20 protein-coding genes are annotated in these 15,913 nt (G+C 31.0%); 6 read left to right on the forward strand and 14 right to left on the reverse strand.

Going from position 1 to position 15,913, the window contains the following annotated elements; all coding sequences use genetic code 11:
- Window positions 1–2: 2 nt before the first annotated feature.
- From SIB75_RS02720 to SIB75_RS02745, 6 genes are all read right to left on the reverse strand, one after another.
- The gene (locus SIB75_RS02720; protein WP_413683898.1) at window positions 3–770 is read right to left on the reverse strand and encodes a class I SAM-dependent methyltransferase; all 768 of its coding nucleotides are present in this window, start codon (window positions 768–770) and stop codon (window positions 3–5) included.
- Window positions 771–847: 77 nt separating this feature from the next.
- Window positions 848–1,654, reverse strand: a complete 807-nt coding sequence (locus SIB75_RS02725; protein ID WP_413683900.1) for a hypothetical protein — start codon at window positions 1,652–1,654, stop codon at window positions 848–850.
- Between the two features lie 660 nt (window positions 1,655–2,314).
- Entirely contained in the window at window positions 2,315–3,652 is a 1,338-nt protein-coding gene (locus tag SIB75_RS02730) for a hypothetical protein (protein ID WP_413683902.1), read from the reverse strand.
- A 233-nt stretch (window positions 3,653–3,885) separates the two neighbouring features.
- Window positions 3,886–5,703: an ABC transporter ATP-binding protein gene (locus SIB75_RS02735; RefSeq protein ID WP_413683904.1), complete on the reverse strand. Its 1,818-nt coding sequence runs from the start codon at window positions 5,701–5,703 to the stop codon at window positions 3,886–3,888.
- Between the two features lie 5 nt (window positions 5,704–5,708).
- On the reverse strand, window positions 5,709–7,082 hold the full coding sequence (locus SIB75_RS02740) for a nucleotide sugar dehydrogenase (protein ID WP_413683905.1): 1,374 nt from the start codon (window positions 7,080–7,082) through the stop codon (window positions 5,709–5,711).
- A gap of 65 nt (window positions 7,083–7,147) precedes the next feature.
- Window positions 7,148–8,170, reverse strand: coding sequence for an NAD-dependent epimerase (locus SIB75_RS02745; RefSeq protein ID WP_413683906.1), 1,023 nt, complete (start codon window positions 8,168–8,170; stop codon window positions 7,148–7,150).
- A 751-nt stretch (window positions 8,171–8,921) separates the two neighbouring features.
- Between SIB75_RS02745 and SIB75_RS02750 the strand changes: the two genes are divergently transcribed.
- Window positions 8,922–9,113 (forward strand): hypothetical protein, encoded by a 192-nt coding sequence (locus SIB75_RS02750; RefSeq protein WP_413683908.1) that lies wholly within the window; start codon window positions 8,922–8,924, stop codon window positions 9,111–9,113.
- Window positions 9,097–9,462, forward strand: a complete 366-nt coding sequence (locus tag SIB75_RS02755; RefSeq protein ID WP_413683910.1) for a hypothetical protein — start codon at window positions 9,097–9,099, stop codon at window positions 9,460–9,462. Before SIB75_RS02750 ends, SIB75_RS02755 begins: the two co-directional genes overlap by 17 nt.
- Before the next feature lie 40 nt (window positions 9,463–9,502).
- On the opposite strand, the gene SIB75_RS02760 is transcribed toward SIB75_RS02755, so the two are convergent.
- Window positions 9,503–9,715: a hypothetical protein gene (locus tag SIB75_RS02760; RefSeq protein ID WP_413683911.1), complete on the reverse strand. Its 213-nt coding sequence runs from the start codon at window positions 9,713–9,715 to the stop codon at window positions 9,503–9,505.
- 286 nt (window positions 9,716–10,001) lie between these two features.
- On the opposite strand from SIB75_RS02760, the gene SIB75_RS02765 reads away from it, so the two are divergent.
- Window positions 10,002–10,406 carry a hypothetical protein gene (locus SIB75_RS02765; RefSeq protein ID WP_413683912.1) on the forward strand — a complete coding sequence of 135 codons (405 nt, stop codon included), beginning with the start codon at window positions 10,002–10,004 and terminating at the stop codon, window positions 10,404–10,406.
- 131 nt (window positions 10,407–10,537) lie between these two features.
- Here SIB75_RS02765 and SIB75_RS02770 read toward each other — a convergent pair whose 3' ends face one another.
- The 4 genes from SIB75_RS02770 to SIB75_RS02785 all read right to left on the reverse strand — a co-directional run bounded on the left by SIB75_RS02770 (window position 10,538) and on the right by SIB75_RS02785 (window position 12,582).
- Window positions 10,538–10,732 carry a DUF2811 domain-containing protein gene (locus SIB75_RS02770; protein ID WP_413683913.1) on the reverse strand — a complete coding sequence of 65 codons (195 nt, stop codon included), beginning with the start codon at window positions 10,730–10,732 and terminating at the stop codon, window positions 10,538–10,540.
- Window positions 10,729–11,019: a DUF2811 domain-containing protein gene (locus SIB75_RS02775; protein ID WP_413683914.1), complete on the reverse strand. Its 291-nt coding sequence runs from the start codon at window positions 11,017–11,019 to the stop codon at window positions 10,729–10,731. The genes SIB75_RS02770 and SIB75_RS02775 overlap by 4 nt, the downstream gene beginning before the upstream one ends.
- Before the next feature lie 787 nt (window positions 11,020–11,806).
- Window positions 11,807–12,055, reverse strand: a complete 249-nt coding sequence (locus SIB75_RS02780) for a DUF2997 domain-containing protein (protein WP_413683916.1) — start codon at window positions 12,053–12,055, stop codon at window positions 11,807–11,809.
- A gap of 203 nt (window positions 12,056–12,258) precedes the next feature.
- A complete protein-coding gene (locus SIB75_RS02785) occupies window positions 12,259–12,582 on the reverse strand; it encodes a hypothetical protein (protein WP_413683918.1) in 324 nt (107 codons plus the stop codon).
- Window positions 12,583–12,921: 339 nt separating this feature from the next.
- Between SIB75_RS02785 and SIB75_RS02790 the strand changes: the two genes are divergently transcribed.
- Both SIB75_RS02790 and SIB75_RS02795 read left to right on the forward strand, forming a co-directional pair.
- A complete protein-coding gene (locus SIB75_RS02790; RefSeq protein ID WP_413683920.1) occupies window positions 12,922–13,083 on the forward strand; it encodes a hypothetical protein in 162 nt (53 codons plus the stop codon).
- A 26-nt stretch (window positions 13,084–13,109) separates the two neighbouring features.
- Window positions 13,110–13,319, forward strand: coding sequence for a hypothetical protein (locus SIB75_RS02795; RefSeq protein WP_413391034.1), 210 nt, complete (start codon window positions 13,110–13,112; stop codon window positions 13,317–13,319).
- Here SIB75_RS02795 and SIB75_RS02800 read toward each other — a convergent pair.
- Together SIB75_RS02800 and SIB75_RS02805 are read right to left on the reverse strand one after the other, a co-directional pair.
- The gene (locus SIB75_RS02800; protein ID WP_413683922.1) at window positions 13,316–13,531 is read right to left on the reverse strand and encodes a hypothetical protein; all 216 of its coding nucleotides are present in this window, start codon (window positions 13,529–13,531) and stop codon (window positions 13,316–13,318) included. The genes SIB75_RS02795 and SIB75_RS02800 overlap by 4 nt on opposite strands.
- Window positions 13,532–13,612: 81 nt before the next feature.
- Window positions 13,613–13,972 carry a hypothetical protein gene (locus SIB75_RS02805; RefSeq protein ID WP_413683923.1) on the reverse strand — a complete coding sequence of 120 codons (360 nt, stop codon included), beginning with the start codon at window positions 13,970–13,972 and terminating at the stop codon, window positions 13,613–13,615.
- A gap of 42 nt (window positions 13,973–14,014) precedes the next feature.
- Between SIB75_RS02805 and SIB75_RS02810 the strand changes: the two genes are divergently transcribed.
- Entirely contained in the window at window positions 14,015–15,031 is a 1,017-nt protein-coding gene (locus tag SIB75_RS02810) for an SDR family oxidoreductase (RefSeq protein ID WP_413683925.1), read from the forward strand.
- 86 nt (window positions 15,032–15,117) lie between these two features.
- Here the strand turns inward: SIB75_RS02810 and thiD are convergent, their stop codons facing one another.
- A complete protein-coding gene (gene thiD, locus SIB75_RS02815) occupies window positions 15,118–15,900 on the reverse strand; it encodes a bifunctional hydroxymethylpyrimidine kinase/phosphomethylpyrimidine kinase (protein ID WP_413683926.1) in 783 nt (260 codons plus the stop codon).
- Between the last annotated feature and the right edge of the window lie 13 nt (window positions 15,901–15,913).

Below are 15,913 nucleotides of genomic sequence, written 5' to 3' on the forward strand. Positions count from 1 at the left end.
AACTAGACCCTCCTAAGTATACATCTAAGAGTTGGGCTTTTACCTACCTTGAGTCTACTTTCAAGTTCTGAAAAAATAATATCTATAGAATTCTCTGGAAAAAAGCTAATTAATTTTTCTATGCTTTCAAAGTTTTGCCTATCAATTTCTGTAACTGAATATCTAATAGGAACTTCAATACAAATTAATCCTCCTACTTTTGTTACACGGTGAATTTCTTTTAAGCTCTTATTAGGATCATAAGAGTGTTCCATACTGTGTATGGAAACTGATATATCAAATCTTTCATTATCAAATGGCATTGCGTGCATATCTCCTGCAATTATCCGATCAGAAGCCGAGAAAAGGTCTAAGCCAGTAATGGATGAATTTGGTAGAAGTAAATTAATTCCATCAAGCTCACGATCATCACGACATCCTATAGAAAGAACCTCATCTGTCTTTATTTGCCAATCTTTAGAATAATGTACTAAGTGTTGTATGAGCTTATCTCTTGTATGAATTAATTTCCTGGCTGGATTTATGTAGATAGATCTACGTAAACTTGTATCTATTTGACCTTTAACATACTTTGCGTAATCAGCTGGCATTAAATCCGTATCCAATGATTTTAAATTTTTAGATTCTTCATCTTTAAATGTGTCTAATCCTTTTGATTTATCTTCAGAAAGAATAAAATTTGAGAAAAAAATGAAAAATAAACTGGAATATGTTTTTACAAAAGTTGCTTTAATTCCAAATCTTCTTATGTAGTTTATTATTTTAAGCATTTGATTCTAATAATTTAGTTTCTTAAATTTTAGCACATTTGATATTAATCTTTTAAATTTATCAATAATATATTTATCTAATAGTGTAATAAGGGAGTAAAACTATTAACTAAACCTTTCTCTTGTAAAAATCTATATTGGTTGAATTTATTACTACTAAAAGCATTTACAGGTAAAAACTGTAATGCAAGAATATACCTTGCTTTCTGTACTTTGTTTGAACCTCGATGAAAGCAGGAACTAGTATCGGCAAAAATAATTTGACCTCTATTGCCAATCAATTTTTCTGAATACTTACTATCCAGACCTTTACTGAAATGCTTTTTACCTTCACCTAGTCTATATTTAAGTTTTAATTGTTGGTTTTTAGTGTAATTTCTATTAAATATTTCCATAGGACCAGATTTTTCTTTTACATCGTTTAAGTATAGAAATACTTTTATTTGTCTAAAAGACTCATGATCAATATGCCATAATTGACTTCCTGATGCTTTATATTCACTTTTAATTGAAACGGGTGATTTCCATATATTGATATAACATAAGCATGGAATATGCCCTAAATACGATGAGACAATAGACAATAGATCTTTGTTTAGTGCAAATTTAACTATGTTAGGATATTTTGATAAATCATCCTTGTTAATTAGTGTTTTTATATAATCTTTGTTAGTAATATTCTTTAGGCGAATATTTCCTTCATTATCTTCTTTGATTATTGAATCACATTCTTTTAAAACGTGATTGCAATTAATATCATGCTTATTAAGTATGGCAAAACCATTCCTTTTTAAAGAATTAGTTAGAATTGAATATTTTGAATTAGGTTTTAGATTGAAAAAGTAATATAATTTTCTATAGATAAACTTGTTTAATCTTAACATTGTAAGAATTAATGAAACTAAAAAACGTATATAATAACTACCTAGTCTCAATGTAGATATCCTCATATTAGCTCTCCTCTATAACGAATCTTGCAACACGCAAGAAATTAATTGGTATGCCTTTGAAATGATCTTTTGATATATCAGGCATGAATTGAAGCTCTTGTAATTTAATGTCGAAAATCAATTTTTAATTAACAATTTAATTTATAATACACTAGAATATGATTTATAGAAACATATTTTTATTATTCACATATACATATCTGGTTTAATGCTACTTAGAAAAAGTCATTTAAAAAATATATATAGTTCACTTCATAAAAAAAATTAAGGGTTTTAATATGATTTATATTAATTAGTATCTAATAAAATTGATTACTAATACATGTTAGATCTTATGATTTAATCAGATAGTAGCTCTCAATCATTTTACTATGTGTTCTATTCTTATTCTTCACTTAAGAATAGACTTCTTTGATTTTATTAATCTTCTTGCAAATAATTGACTGATTTTTTTTCTACTTTATATAGATGTTTTATATTTATTATGTACAACTAATTGTTTTAATTAGATATATATTATTTATAAGAATATAGGTGATAAAAATCTTATTTTATTTTTTCTCAATTTAATTATATATCTTTTCTTTAAATAGATTATTTGCTATAAGAGTTTATTGTTTTATTAACTAGATTTCTCACTCTTCTTCCAGATTTACCATCATTGTAACCCACGTATCTATTTAATGCCACTTTCTCAGATTCATTAAAGTCTCTGTATCTATCATTTTTTATTTTTAACTTGTCTAGTATTAATCTATTAAAATCACTTTCAGAAGATGCATAGGAAACAGCATTACCTAAATTTAATGTACCAATTTCTTGTAGAATACTTCCTAAAGCAGCTTCCCCAAAAGCAGGAACAATTACAGGGGTTCTAGCGGCTAATCCCTCTAAAATTGTAGTTGTGTTAAAAGCAGAGATTACTTTCGCTTTCGCGGCCATCTCTCTTCCCTCACCTGTCGAGATAATTGTTAAGTTAGATGGCATTTGTTTTTCTATAAATTGCTTTGCCAAACTTTCTCCATGTTTGATTTTGAGGGCAATATTAAGTGATGGATTACTTTCTGTGAATTGAAAGACAAAGTTATTAAATCGTTCATGTAATTTTTTCCAAGTCCAAGGATTTACTGGTATTGAACCAACTTTTTCAGGCCAAATTGGTTTATCTCGGTAAAAAGGTAAATAGGCAAATTCTGTAAAATAAAAGAAAATTACGTCATATGAATTTATGAGAGAGAGGTCTAGTGAATTATTAATTATGGGGTCAAATCTTGGACATCCAACTACTTCTACTTGTGAATCTAATGCGCAACCTGCATTAACCAATGTATCTTTCTCTTCTTTGTTCTGTGTGGTAATTAATGTTCCAGTATATTTTCCTGAATTCTCTTTATAAACTTTAAGTCTAGCTTCTCTGGTGATTGGACTTGCTATGCATTCTTTATGCAAGGCTATAAAAGGTATTTTGTTTTCCAATGAGGCTATTCCTAATTCTCTTTGATCTCGATAGTAAAAAGCACATGTTAAAAATGCTTTCGGCCTAAAGATAAATTTAAATATCTTTATAGATTTTATCCAATGATTTTTCAGCTCAATTTTTCTTTTATTTATATCATCTGAGTTGGAATTGTAATTATATTCAGATAGTTCTTTTGGCAGATATCTGTTTGCTATTTGCCTTATAGCTTCACTTGAGATATACCATAATTCTAATTCTTTATCATCTTCATGGAAAGTATTAATTAAGTCAGGAAGAAAAAGGGTTTTAGGGATGAAAAATAGTTTTTTTCTTCTCTTATTAAATAAAAATGATTTTTTATAATAAGGTCTTGCAGTAAGTGAAAGTATAAATGCTGTTAAGAAAGGATTTAAAGGAATGAATTTTATTCCTAATATTTGACCTAACAACTTAGAAATTATAATCCTTTTCATTTGTTAATATATTTATAATATTATTTTAACATATTTATATCTTTAAATAATTGTGTTTGTAATGATAGATAGGCTTATGTAACAACGATGAACTGAATCGATTGAAATTAGTTTTGGATTGTTTGACCATCTAGGATGAAGATCAAATCGATGATCATTTTTATAAAATAAAGGATGATAATATGATACTAATTTGTGTAAATTAGTATCTAAAAATATATATATTTAGATATTTAGGAAAGATTTTTTATTTCATCAACGCTGTATCTTCCTATTAGTTCACCATTGTCTAGTTTATATATTTTATTGCATTTCTTTAATGTAGAAAGTCTGTGAGATATCATAATCATTGTAATTTCTGGATCTAATTTGTTAATAGAATCTATTATTTGTTTTTCGGTAGAAGAATCCAAGGAACTGGTAGCTTCGTCAAGAATAATTATTTTACTTTCTTTGTACATTGCTCTAGCTATTCCAATTCTTTGTTTTTGACCTCCTGAAAAATTTATCCCTCTTTCTCCAACTGTTGTTTTGAATTTTTTAGGCAATTTTTCAATAAAGGTATCTATTTTTGCTAAATGAGATGCCTTCCTTAGTTTTTTATAATTAATAAAATCTTTTTCAACTCCAAGAGCAATATTCTCCTCAATAGTACTATCTATAAGAAATATTTCTTGTGGTATATGACTAATTGAATATCTCCAGCCATTTAGGAATTTTGAATTATTATATAAATTAATATTATCAATTAATATTTCTCCTGAGCTAGGCTTAATTAATCCCATTATCAGATCAATCAATGTGCTTTTGCCACTACCTGTTTTCCCAATAATCCCAATTCGGTCTCCTTTCTTTATAGAGATATTAATATTATTAAGAACCTTTCTAGAAGAACTTGGATATCTATAATTTAGATTTGAAATCTCTATTGATTTTATGAAGTTTATAGTATTAACATTATCTTCATCATTAACGTTAATGTCGATATTTTTTTCAGGTTCTGTTAATAATTCAACTATTTTATTTGTAGAAGCAGTAGCAGCCTTTAACTTTGCCCATGCTGTGTATATTTGCTTCATAGAAGGTAATAATCTTTGGGTTCCTAATGTAAGAGAACCTAATGATTGTATTAGAGACGTAGGATCGGCTTTTTCAGATTTTAGAATAAATAAACTATAAAATATAAAAGATATAATATAAATTGGATCGATCGCAAGATTTGAGAATGTTTGTAAAAAACTGCTTTTAGCTTTTGAATTCCTCAGCTCACTTTCATTTATTATAAAACTATTCAAATAATAAGGTTGGATCCTATTCATTATTATATAACGTATGCCTCCTAAGCTTTCTTGAAGTAATTTGATTTGAATAGCAAACCTTTTTGATATTACTTTGCTTAATCTTTTTAATCTATTACCACTTATCATACCAATTATTTTGTATGAAATAAGGAAAACTGTGGATAATAATATGATTAGTTTATAATCTATAATTATTAATGTAATTATTATGAAGCTGGCTTGAATTGTTGAACTTATTAATAGTAATATCTTTGAAATTAAAGCTATTAATAGATTCATTTCAACAGAAATATTACTAATAATATCACTGCTGTTAGTAGTGATATGAGTTATGTAACTTCTCCCAAGGGATCTCTTATATGCTTCAAAACAAATTTCAGTCCCTAAATTTGCACTATATTTGTATCCAAGCCATAGATTTAATAATCTTATTATTGCTGCAAAAATGATTGTTGAAAGAAATAATATAGTGACTGGGACAATTAATTCATCCGGGGAGTTTATTGAGAATATTTTGGATATCTTTTGAATTAAATCTATATTCCATAGATTATCTGGATTTATAATTATAGAAATAAAAGGAATAACTGATCCTATTGTAATCGCTTCACTAATCCCACTCAATAACATAAGAAGAATTAATACGAGTAATTGCAATTTTAATTTTGGTCTAATTATTTTCCAAATAAATTTTATTAGAAAAAATATACCTGAATTATTTAGTTTGATATTTGATTTGCTATCAGGCATCCTTTTTATATTCTAGAGATATTTTTGTTTCTTGGTAAGACTCCTTTTAGATCAAAAAATATTCCATCATCATAAATACTATTTAATAGTTTAGAAGAATCAATCGCTAAGAACTCTTTATGAGGCACTGCTAATATGGCAGCTATAAATTTTCTTTCTTCTGGAAGATCTTTATGTATTGTTATTCCATATTCATTCTCTGTTTCTTTCGCACTAGCTAATGGATCAACAACATGAGATTTCATCCCATATTTATTTATTGTTTTAATTAAATCTATAACTTTTGTATTTCGAATGTCTGTGCAATTTTCCTTAAATGTAAAACCTAATATTAAAACCGTTTCCCCTCCAACTGTTAATCTTTTTTTGGTTAAATCTAGGACAATTTGTTCTATTATCCAACTCGCCATTCTGTCGTTAATTCTTCTACCTGCTAGAACCATATCAGGATGGTAATTTAACTTTTGCGCTTTATATGTTAGATAATATGGGTCGACACCTATGCAGTGACCTCCAACCAAACCAGGTTTGAAATCTAAAAAATTCCATTTAGTTGATGCTGCCTCTAGAACATCTAATGTATCAATATTCATTTTTTCGAAGATAATGGCAAATTCATTTACTAATGCAATATTTATATCTCTTTGAGTATTTTCAATAACCTTTGCAGCTTCTGCGACTTTTATACTTGGTGCTAAAAATGTTCCAGCTTTAATAATTGAACTATAAAAATCGTCTATCCAATTTGCTGCTTCAGGGTTACAACCACTAGTTACTTTTATAATTGAAGAAATTGTATGCTCTGAGTCACCTGGATTGATTCTTTCTGGACTATATCCACACATAAATTCTTCATTAAATTTTAAACCCGATCCTTGTTCTAAAATTGGAACACATAACTCTTCTGTAGCTCCTGGGTAGACTGTACTTTCAAAAATAACGATTGGTATTTTATAATTATTATTTTTATCCCTTTTCTCTTTTCTTATCTTTAATGCTTTCCCAATTTCTATTGATGCTTTTTTAACAATTGATAGATCTGGTATCTTTGCTTCATTAATTGGAGTCGGAACAGTAACTAGAAAGACATCTCCATCCGATAGCCTATCTTCTGTATTTGTGAATTCTAATGAACTAGCTGATTTAAGTTTATCAAATGAGATTTCTTTTGTATCATCAAAACCTTTTTTTAAATCTAAAATTCTTTTTTGATTAATGTCATAACCTATTACCTTTCTGTTGATAATTTTTTTACTTTTAATGCAACTTTTGACACTTGCAAACTCAACGGCTAGTGGTAAACCAACATATCCCAATCCAACAACAACAATATTACAATTAAAAATATCTGGATAGTTTAATGGATTCTTTTGTCTCAATTTTGGACTCTTTTTTTAATTTTTTTTTTAATCTATCAAATAGATAGAGACATAACAAAGAGTTATCAATATTTATAAAACTCTTTATACCATTCAACAAAATTCTTAACCCCAGTTTTTATAGGTGTATTTGGCTTGAATCCAGTCCATGATTCTAAGGCGATTGTTTCAGCTGAGGTTTCTTTTACATCTCCAGCCTGCATGGGGAGGAATTTCTTGTTTGCCTTTATATTCAAGGAATCTTCGATCGCACTTACATATTCCATAAGTGGAGTTGGCTGTGAATTACCAATATTAAATATTCTGTGGGGAGCCCAACTGGTGGATGGATTTGGATTTGATGAATCAAAATTTTGATCCGGGTGAGCGCATTTATCCAATACTCTTATGAGACTCTCAGTAATATCGTCGATATAGGTAAAGTCTCTGACCATATTCCCATTATTAAAGATTTCTATAGGCTTACCGTCGAGAATAGATTTTGTAAATAAAAATAGTGCCATATCGGGTCTTCCCCATGGACCATAAACTGTAAAAAACCTAAGACCTGTTGAAGGTAATTCATATAAATGACTATAGCTATGAGCCATTAATTCATTAGCTTTTTTACTGGCTGCATAAATACTTACAGGGTGATCAACTCCATGTTTTTCTGAAAAAGGTAATTTTTTATTCCCGCCATAAACTGAGCTACTACTTGCATAAACAAGGTGCTTTATTTTATTTTTTCTGCAACATTCTAAAATATTTCCAAACCCAACCATATTTGATTGAATATAAGCAGATGGATTTTCTATTGAATATCTAACACCTGCTTGAGCTGCAAGATTAACTACTTTATCTGGATTGAAAACCTTGAAAGTGTTTTCTAGAGCTGATATGTCTTCAATATTTTTTTGTACAAAATTAAAACTTACTCCGGTTTTTGAAGAAGTTGATTCCAGTAAAGATAGCCTTGCTTTTTTGAGGATAGGGTCATAGTAATTGTTTAGATTATCAAATCCGATTACAGACGTCCCCCTTTCTAAAAGCCTTTTACTTAAATGAAAGCCAATAAAGCCTGCGGCTCCTGTTATTAAAACTGACATAAATATTTAAAATCAATTAAAGAATCTCGACTAGAGGCATTTATAGAGCCACTAGCAACATTAGAAATTGCCATCTAATGCTTATTAGATGGTTATATTTTAATAATACTTTACCCCCATGGAAGTCTCATATTAACTTGAGTTTTACCTCTTATTTAATTAACTCTCCAAGAGCTTCAACGCGGTAAGAAATCAGCCTCTTTTTCAGTATTGTTTATAAGTGTTCGCAGATTTGGCTCCCAATTAGTCGATATCTGGAGTTTTCGTTTGCAGAAAAGCAATAATTAACCATATCCTGCCATAGCAGACTAAACAGTCGATTTTCTCAGGACTAATCTAATCGCTTGGTATGAGTTGAGTTTAAGTACGCTCCCTGCAAGATTCGAACTTGCGGCCCACTGCTTAGAAGGCAGTTAGTTTGCGTTTGAAAACACAATCTGCCACTGAAAAATTCAGGAAAATATATTTAAGTGGGACATTTTTAGGTGCAGAATTGATATATTAGCTATTTATTTAAACTCTTCAGTCTCTTACTGGTATTATAGTACTTTTTTATCTTTAATAACTTTTACTAAATAACAAATATAAGAGCCGCCAAAGGCAGCCCACGTCGTAAAATCTAATCTAGGTAACAGGCATAATTTATTTGAAATAACTATGTTTTTAAGCTACTTTTGTTATTACTTTGGTTGCTTATATGATTGATAAATTTATAAGTTCACGCCAAATAGCAACGCCTAGAAAATCTCAAATGACTAAAGTCATTCACTCTGATTTTTTAACTGTCGCAGAAGCAATGACTTCCGCCTTTTCAACAATAGAAAATAATCAAGCCTGGGATCTAATGCCTTCTTTGGTTCCTGAGTTGGCATTGTGTTTTCACATGCTTCAGAAGGAACTCAACCTACATTGCATCGAGCTGGAATATGAAAAAAGCCAATAAACAAGAGATGGAATTAAGGGCAGGTTTTGCTGCTGACTTACTTGCTCAAGGTCATAGTTGCACCGTAGTAACGACCCGAGTGTCCGAAGAATATGAATTAAGCAGAAGACAAGCACGAAGAATTACAGCGAAGGCAATGGACTTGATTGTTCAAGACTTTGAAGAGATCAATATTGAACGGCCGCAAATGGTGGCAAAACTACTCGTAAATCTTGAACAAGGGATGCAGAAAGGACTTATTCATAACCAATCAAGTGGTGTTGCTGCCTGCGCTAGACAAATAATTTCACTGGCTGGATTAGCTGCTGACTCTCAATACAACTCAAGAGGAAAGAGAACTTTTCAATAGAGTACGTTTGGAATATCGCAGGTGGTAAATCAAGAAGTAGCTAATAAGCCTTGTAGAGCTTCTTGAATTCTTCATCTAATTTAAGTTGACTCATTAAGTGATGCAATATTAAATTGGTTTCTTTTAATTCCCTGAGAAGATGTTCTCTTCTCGCTATAGTCGCAGTTATTTCCTTATTGTTTTGATTTAGTATCCTTTTGTTCGTGATATTGGATGTAAAAAAATCTTTTGGAGATGAATTTGGTTTTTTCATTGTTTTTTTTAGGAGTTTTGCTGAGAGATTTGTGATTCGCTCTGATATACAAGGTTTAATTACTTTGGAAGTAATTAGTCTCAAAGTTGTTCGTCTTAAGTTTGTTTTAAGTGATCTTTATAGGTGATGTAAATCCGTCTTAACGCCCGGGTATTTCCTCTAGAGTTAAAAGGCTTATTCATTTCCTCCAATTTTTGAGTATTAGTTGCGAGAGACAAAGTAATTTATAAATGTTTTTATTTGTATGAAGCTTTATTTCCCTCGATATTCGATAGGGAATTTTCATATGAAAGACTTCCTACAGAAAATCATTGAATTCCTAAAGGGGATTTTTCAAAAACTTTCTGAATTTCTAAAAGAAATTAATTCCGCTGAAGAGGCGAAGCCTGTTGAAGAGGCAAAACCTGTTGAAGAGGCGAAGCCTGTTGAAGAGGCAAAACCTGTTGAAGAGGCGAAGCCTGTTGAAGAGGCAAAACCTGTTGAAGAGGCGAAGCCTGTTGAAGAGGCAAAACCTGTTGAAGAGGCGAAGCCTGTTGAAGAGGCAAAACCTGTTGAAGAGGCGAAGCCTGTTGAAGAGGCAAAACCTGTTGAAGAGGCGAAGCCTGTTGAAGAGGCAAAACCTGTTGAAGAGGCGAAGCCTGTTGAAGAGACAAAACCTGTTGAAGAGGAAAATACTAAAGAAGAAAAATAATTAAGTCTCTACTTAAGTAGTTATTTTTTACTGATTCAAGAGGTATATGTGACTTCTTCTGTATTTGCTTAGGTTTAAAAACTGATTGAGTTTGGATATAAGCTACGAAAACCTAAGATTGAATTTGAAAATTAAAGTTTAGGAGAATGATTAAGAAGATATTTCAAATAGCTTTCTCTAAGATGTTTAACTTGACATCCATTCTGAAATAAAAAATCGGTTAAAGCAGAATTTATAAAATTTTTTCTATCAAGCTCAGAACTTGATTCAATAAAATCCTTCATCTCCGTGAAAAGGAGCTCTGGGATCTCTGTCTCTAAGCTCATATGTTCCCTCTCATAGATTTTTTGCACAACATACTTTGTGTGTAAAGACGTCTCATATCTAGTGATGTGACACCTTTTTCCAATAGGTAACCAGAGATCGCCGCTTGCATTAATCGATGCTGATCCCAGTTTGGATGGTCATCTAGATATTTTCTCATTGCGTCATTTAGATAGACAGGTACATCTTCTATGAAACTAACTATTGACTCATTTTGATCATTAATAGAAATACTGTTTTGCCGATCTGTTTTTTTTGTTTGAATCGCTTCTACCGTTGAACTTTGCATTAAATACTTGCTTGTTGACGCATACTTATCAGGGTTCTCAGGCGTAAGTCAAGGAGCATGAAAAACAAAATCTTAAGGTGTCTCATCAAGAGATCCATTGGGAGGGAAGGGTGTCAATAGGGGAAAAAATATAAATAATATCTTGTATATCTTCTTACGAAATAAAGCATCAATTAGAGGGTTTTCCACTGAAGTACAGCAGCAAAGGCATTAATATTTTTTTTCTGTGGAAAAAATGTTGAAAACGCATGATTTACTCTTAAGAAAGGGCTTAAAAGTTGATTGATTAGATTATCTTATGACTGATATAAGATTCTTTTTAAGACTCATCAAAGCGTTTAAAAAGGACAAATACACATTAGCTGGCTTATTTGTTTATTCATTTTCAGGGAACATTTAAGCCCTGTCAAAGGGTTTCCTGTTGCATATTCTTTCTCTAAATCGGTTTGAGGCACTTATTCTCAAGGAAACAGAGCAATTAATATAATTAAAATATTTTTCTTGTCGAATTAAAATCAAAAAACTAACAAATGGCTTTAAGCGATTGACCTCTCAAATTTTCATACATCAAGTTTTTAATCTCTTTTATCCTGTTTTTGATTTATTTAAAAATTAATCTCATAAATCTTCAATTGTGGAAAAGTATTTAATTATACAAAGAATAGTAATGAAATATAAACACTTTCAGACCAAGTCGAAGGAATGATTCCATCGCCTAATGAGTTGATGAGATAAGGGCCTTGAATTGCCCCCTATAGAGATGGAGTGGTTTTTCTAATAAAGAAATTTAGACAGCACACTCCCAGGAAGTACAGCATCCACGCCAGTCTTCATCTTCAAGTCTTTGTATATTTGCTTCGATGGGGTTTGAATCAGTTACAAAAAATGATGGTAAATAATCACGGCTAACAACATCTCCTACCTCATTCTCAATTGGATTAGTAATTCGTTGACATGCGTGACCATCTACCCCTTGCACTTCTTCTTCTAAATTCCCATCGGGTTTGATTGTGTATTTAATTGTTGTAAGTGACATGACTAATGTGATCTACTGGTGGGGATTTCATGCTCTTCTCGAGTCGATCGGATAGGTCAGGCCCAAGAACACCGAAGAAGTAGCCTTTAATATTTTCTTAACAATTATGTTCTAGCTATAGATGGATTTTGCTGCATGGGTATAAACACTCCAAGGTTATCAATTGCTATAAGCGTTCCTCTGTCTGGATTCTTGATACGATTCTAGTTTTCTAAGTCATATCTGTTAACTTGAACTTTCATTTTGAGGATTTTTTCTAGCCGCTCTTTTTGTTCTGTTAGGGAGACTTCTGTTTGCTTATTATAAAGTTGATTATTTGAAGCTTTATTTTCTTCAATATATTTATTGGAAAACAATCTTCGAGCTGTAAGGGCTTGCTGGCCAAAAAATAAAATTAATTTACTAAGCCCATGAAACATTCTTTCACTTAAAACTAAAATCAATAAACCAACACCTGCGAATGACAAGAGAGCTCCTATCATTGCAATTGATGTGGACGTTGAAGCAAAATTAAAATAAAATCCCATATTTTAAACCTAGCAAAATCAACAAGACAAGAATGATTATTTTTTACTTAAAGATGAATAGTTTTAAACTCTAATTAGTAGACTTTGCTTCTTTCTCTACCCCCTGATTGATTAATCTTTTGTTGATCACCTCTTATGACCAACTAATCACAAGATGAGAATCAATAATATCTTAGAATTGTAATAAAACATAAGTTAGTTGCCTATTTATAAAACCAAGAATTGTAAATAAAATGCATAATATATAATTATAAATCACATCAATATAAAGTTATAAATCCTAAGGAGCAATAAGACAAAAAATCAGTATATAAATATTAAGAATTTTTTAAAAAATAAATGTTTCCATTAATAGCTATTGCAGCATTCTTCATATTAGGAATAGCATTTTTTGCTTTTGGTAAAGATGATTTTGGAATTACCAGATTAAAAGAGGATCCCAATAGTCCTCCTGAAAAGGAAATAGAAATAGCAACTTCAGATCCATTATCAGAACAATAATTTCTTTCTAATAAATGGATAAAATAATGAATAAATCTCAACTTGCATACCTTTCAGGAATTACTTTTGTCTCTATTGGTTTGATACCAATTTCAAGAAGTATTTTTTCCATTGAGTTGTTTAATGATGCTCCTATTTTCTTCTTGGCAGGAGGTATATGGTTTCTATTGATTATTATTTTCTTATATTCCTCGAAGGAATCTCAAAGACAATTCCCAACAAGAGGAGATAGTTAGCAGCACCCACAACTACTTTCGCCTTCTGCTGGGTTTTCATCAAAAGCATCTGCAATATCTCTAAGCATTACAGCAATAAAAGCAGGAGGACATTGAAGCTTTTCCCCGTATCCAGCGCATTGCTGAGCAATGTTTTTCATTGCAGGAATAATTATGGTCTCAATTTGTTCTTCAGTCGCTTCCCACCTTTCCTGGCATTCTTCAGTTATCACCCAAATAATGTATTAACTCTTCCATTATGACTTTCTTTGTAGGCCCATAACAACGAGGGAATAAAGTTTGGCATTAGTTATTTATATGAAGACCTCTTTGAATTGATCAGGTATAGGAAAATCTTCTCGTATTTGTTGCAAACGTTTTTTGTAAATAGTTTCGTAATTAGGATCACGGCTTTTAAAGGTGTTGTAGTTTTGCCCTTCATAATCTTCTTCTTCAATTAAGTTTTCTACTTGCTGGATAAGGTCTCTATAAATATCTGCTCCAATAATCTGTTCTTGAGTAAGTTCACTTCCATGAGAATCAGCGTATTGAATGATCCCTTTATACGTATAAAGCCATTGTCTTCTTGATAATGGATCTAAAGCGATAACTTCTTTAACTAGAAAACTTGTACAAAGTTTCAACTTGACTTCTAAATTGATAGCATCAATCACAAAAAAAGAACAGGCAGATTATTTTATTGATAATATTATCCAATGACTATTAATCAAGGGAAAGTTCTAGTAACTGGTGCTTCAGGGTATATTGCTCTGCATTGCATTTTAGAATTATTAAATAATGGATATGAAGTAAAAGGATCTCTAAGAGATCTAAAGCGTGAGGATGAAGTAAGAAAATCACTTGGTACAGAATTTAACAACAACAATCTTGAATTTTGCAAATTGAATTTACTTAATGATGAAGGCTGGGAAGATGCAGCTTCGGATTGTGATTATCTTTTTCATATCGCTTCACCATGCTTTGTCGAAGAGCCAAAGAATGAGAATGAACTAATTACCCCTGCATTAGAAGGAACATTAAGGGCATTAAAAGCTGCGCATCAATCACAAGTTAAGAAGGTAGTCCTAACTTCATCAATGGGTGCAATAGCTTACGGTCACAATAAGAGCTGCTGCAATACTAATGATTGGACTGACACCTCAAAGGATGTTGGGGCTTATATAAAAAGCAAGACAATAGCTGAAAAAGCAGCTTGGGATTTTGTTGACAACCAAACCGACGTGTCATTTTCAATGACTACTATTCACCCTGGAATGGTTTTTGGACCATTACTTAGCAATGATATAGATGGTATCTCAGCGAGTTTAATTACAAAAATGATTACTGGTAAATTCCCAGCTTTGCCAGATATTTATTTCACTGTGGTTGATGTAAGAGATGTAGCGAAGTTACATGTTCAATCATTAACGAATAACGAAAGTGATCATAAAAGAATAATTGCAACGTCTCAAGGAGGTATTCCATTCTTAGAAATTTCAGAAATTCTAAGAGAACTTGGATTTAATAAATCTCCAAAGAGTTTGGTCCCTACTCAAGTAATAAATTCTTTGGCAATGTTCAATAGAGATATGAAAAGCACTTCCTCTATGATTAAAAGAGGTCGATATGGTGCAGATATATCCGAAACTATTTCAATTTTCGATTGGGAGCCAACCCCTTTTAAAAAAACATTAGAAGATATGACTATTTCTTTAAAGACAATTCTAAATTAAAATTATTTATATGAAATTTTTCTTTTAGTCGTAAAAATTATATTCTACTTTAAAGAAAGAAGATCACCTACTCGTCAACCTATCTGTTATTGGTAATGTCCAAGAGGTCCAGGACCAGATCCAATCTTATAGGATTTTTCTAAAGATCTTTCAATGAAATATTTTGCCTTCTTTATTGATTCTATTAAATTAAATCCCAAAGCAATATAACTACAAATAGCAGCACTTAATGTACATCCACTACCATGTGTATTTGAGGTGTTAACAAATTTATTAATCAACCAATCTCTTTTGCCTGCTTTATTAATATAAAAATCTTTACCTTTCAAGGAATTTAATCCTCCTCCTTTTATTAATACAGCTTTAGGACCAAGTTTTAAGATTTCTTGAGCAGTTATTTCTATATCTTCTTCATTTTTTATTTGCACACCTGAAAGTAAATTAGCTTCATAAATATTTGGTGTTACTATTTCGGCCTGAGGAAAAAGTAATTTTTTATAAGCATTAATTGCACTATCTTCGATTAATTTTGCCCCAGTCCTTGAAACCATAACTGGATCAATAATTTTAGGAATAGAGTATTCCTTTAATTTTGTTGCAGTATTTGTAATAATACTTTCATTTAATAGCATTCCAGTTTTTAAACACTGGATCTTGAAATCAGAGAATAAAGCATCAATCTGATTGATTAACATATCATTTTGAACAGCTTCTACGTCAGTTACTCCTATACTATTTTGTGCTGTAATGCATGTAATTGCAGTACATCCATGAACTTTAATAGACATGAATGTTCTTAGATCTGCTTGAATACCTGCACCTCCTCCAGAATCACTACCACCAATTGAGAGAGCAACTTTAGAATACATAATTTCCTCTTAT

Source organism: Prochlorococcus sp. MIT 1011 (genome assembly GCF_047305235.1).
Classification (GTDB): domain Bacteria; phylum Cyanobacteriota; class Cyanobacteriia; order PCC-6307; family Cyanobiaceae; genus Prochlorococcus_B.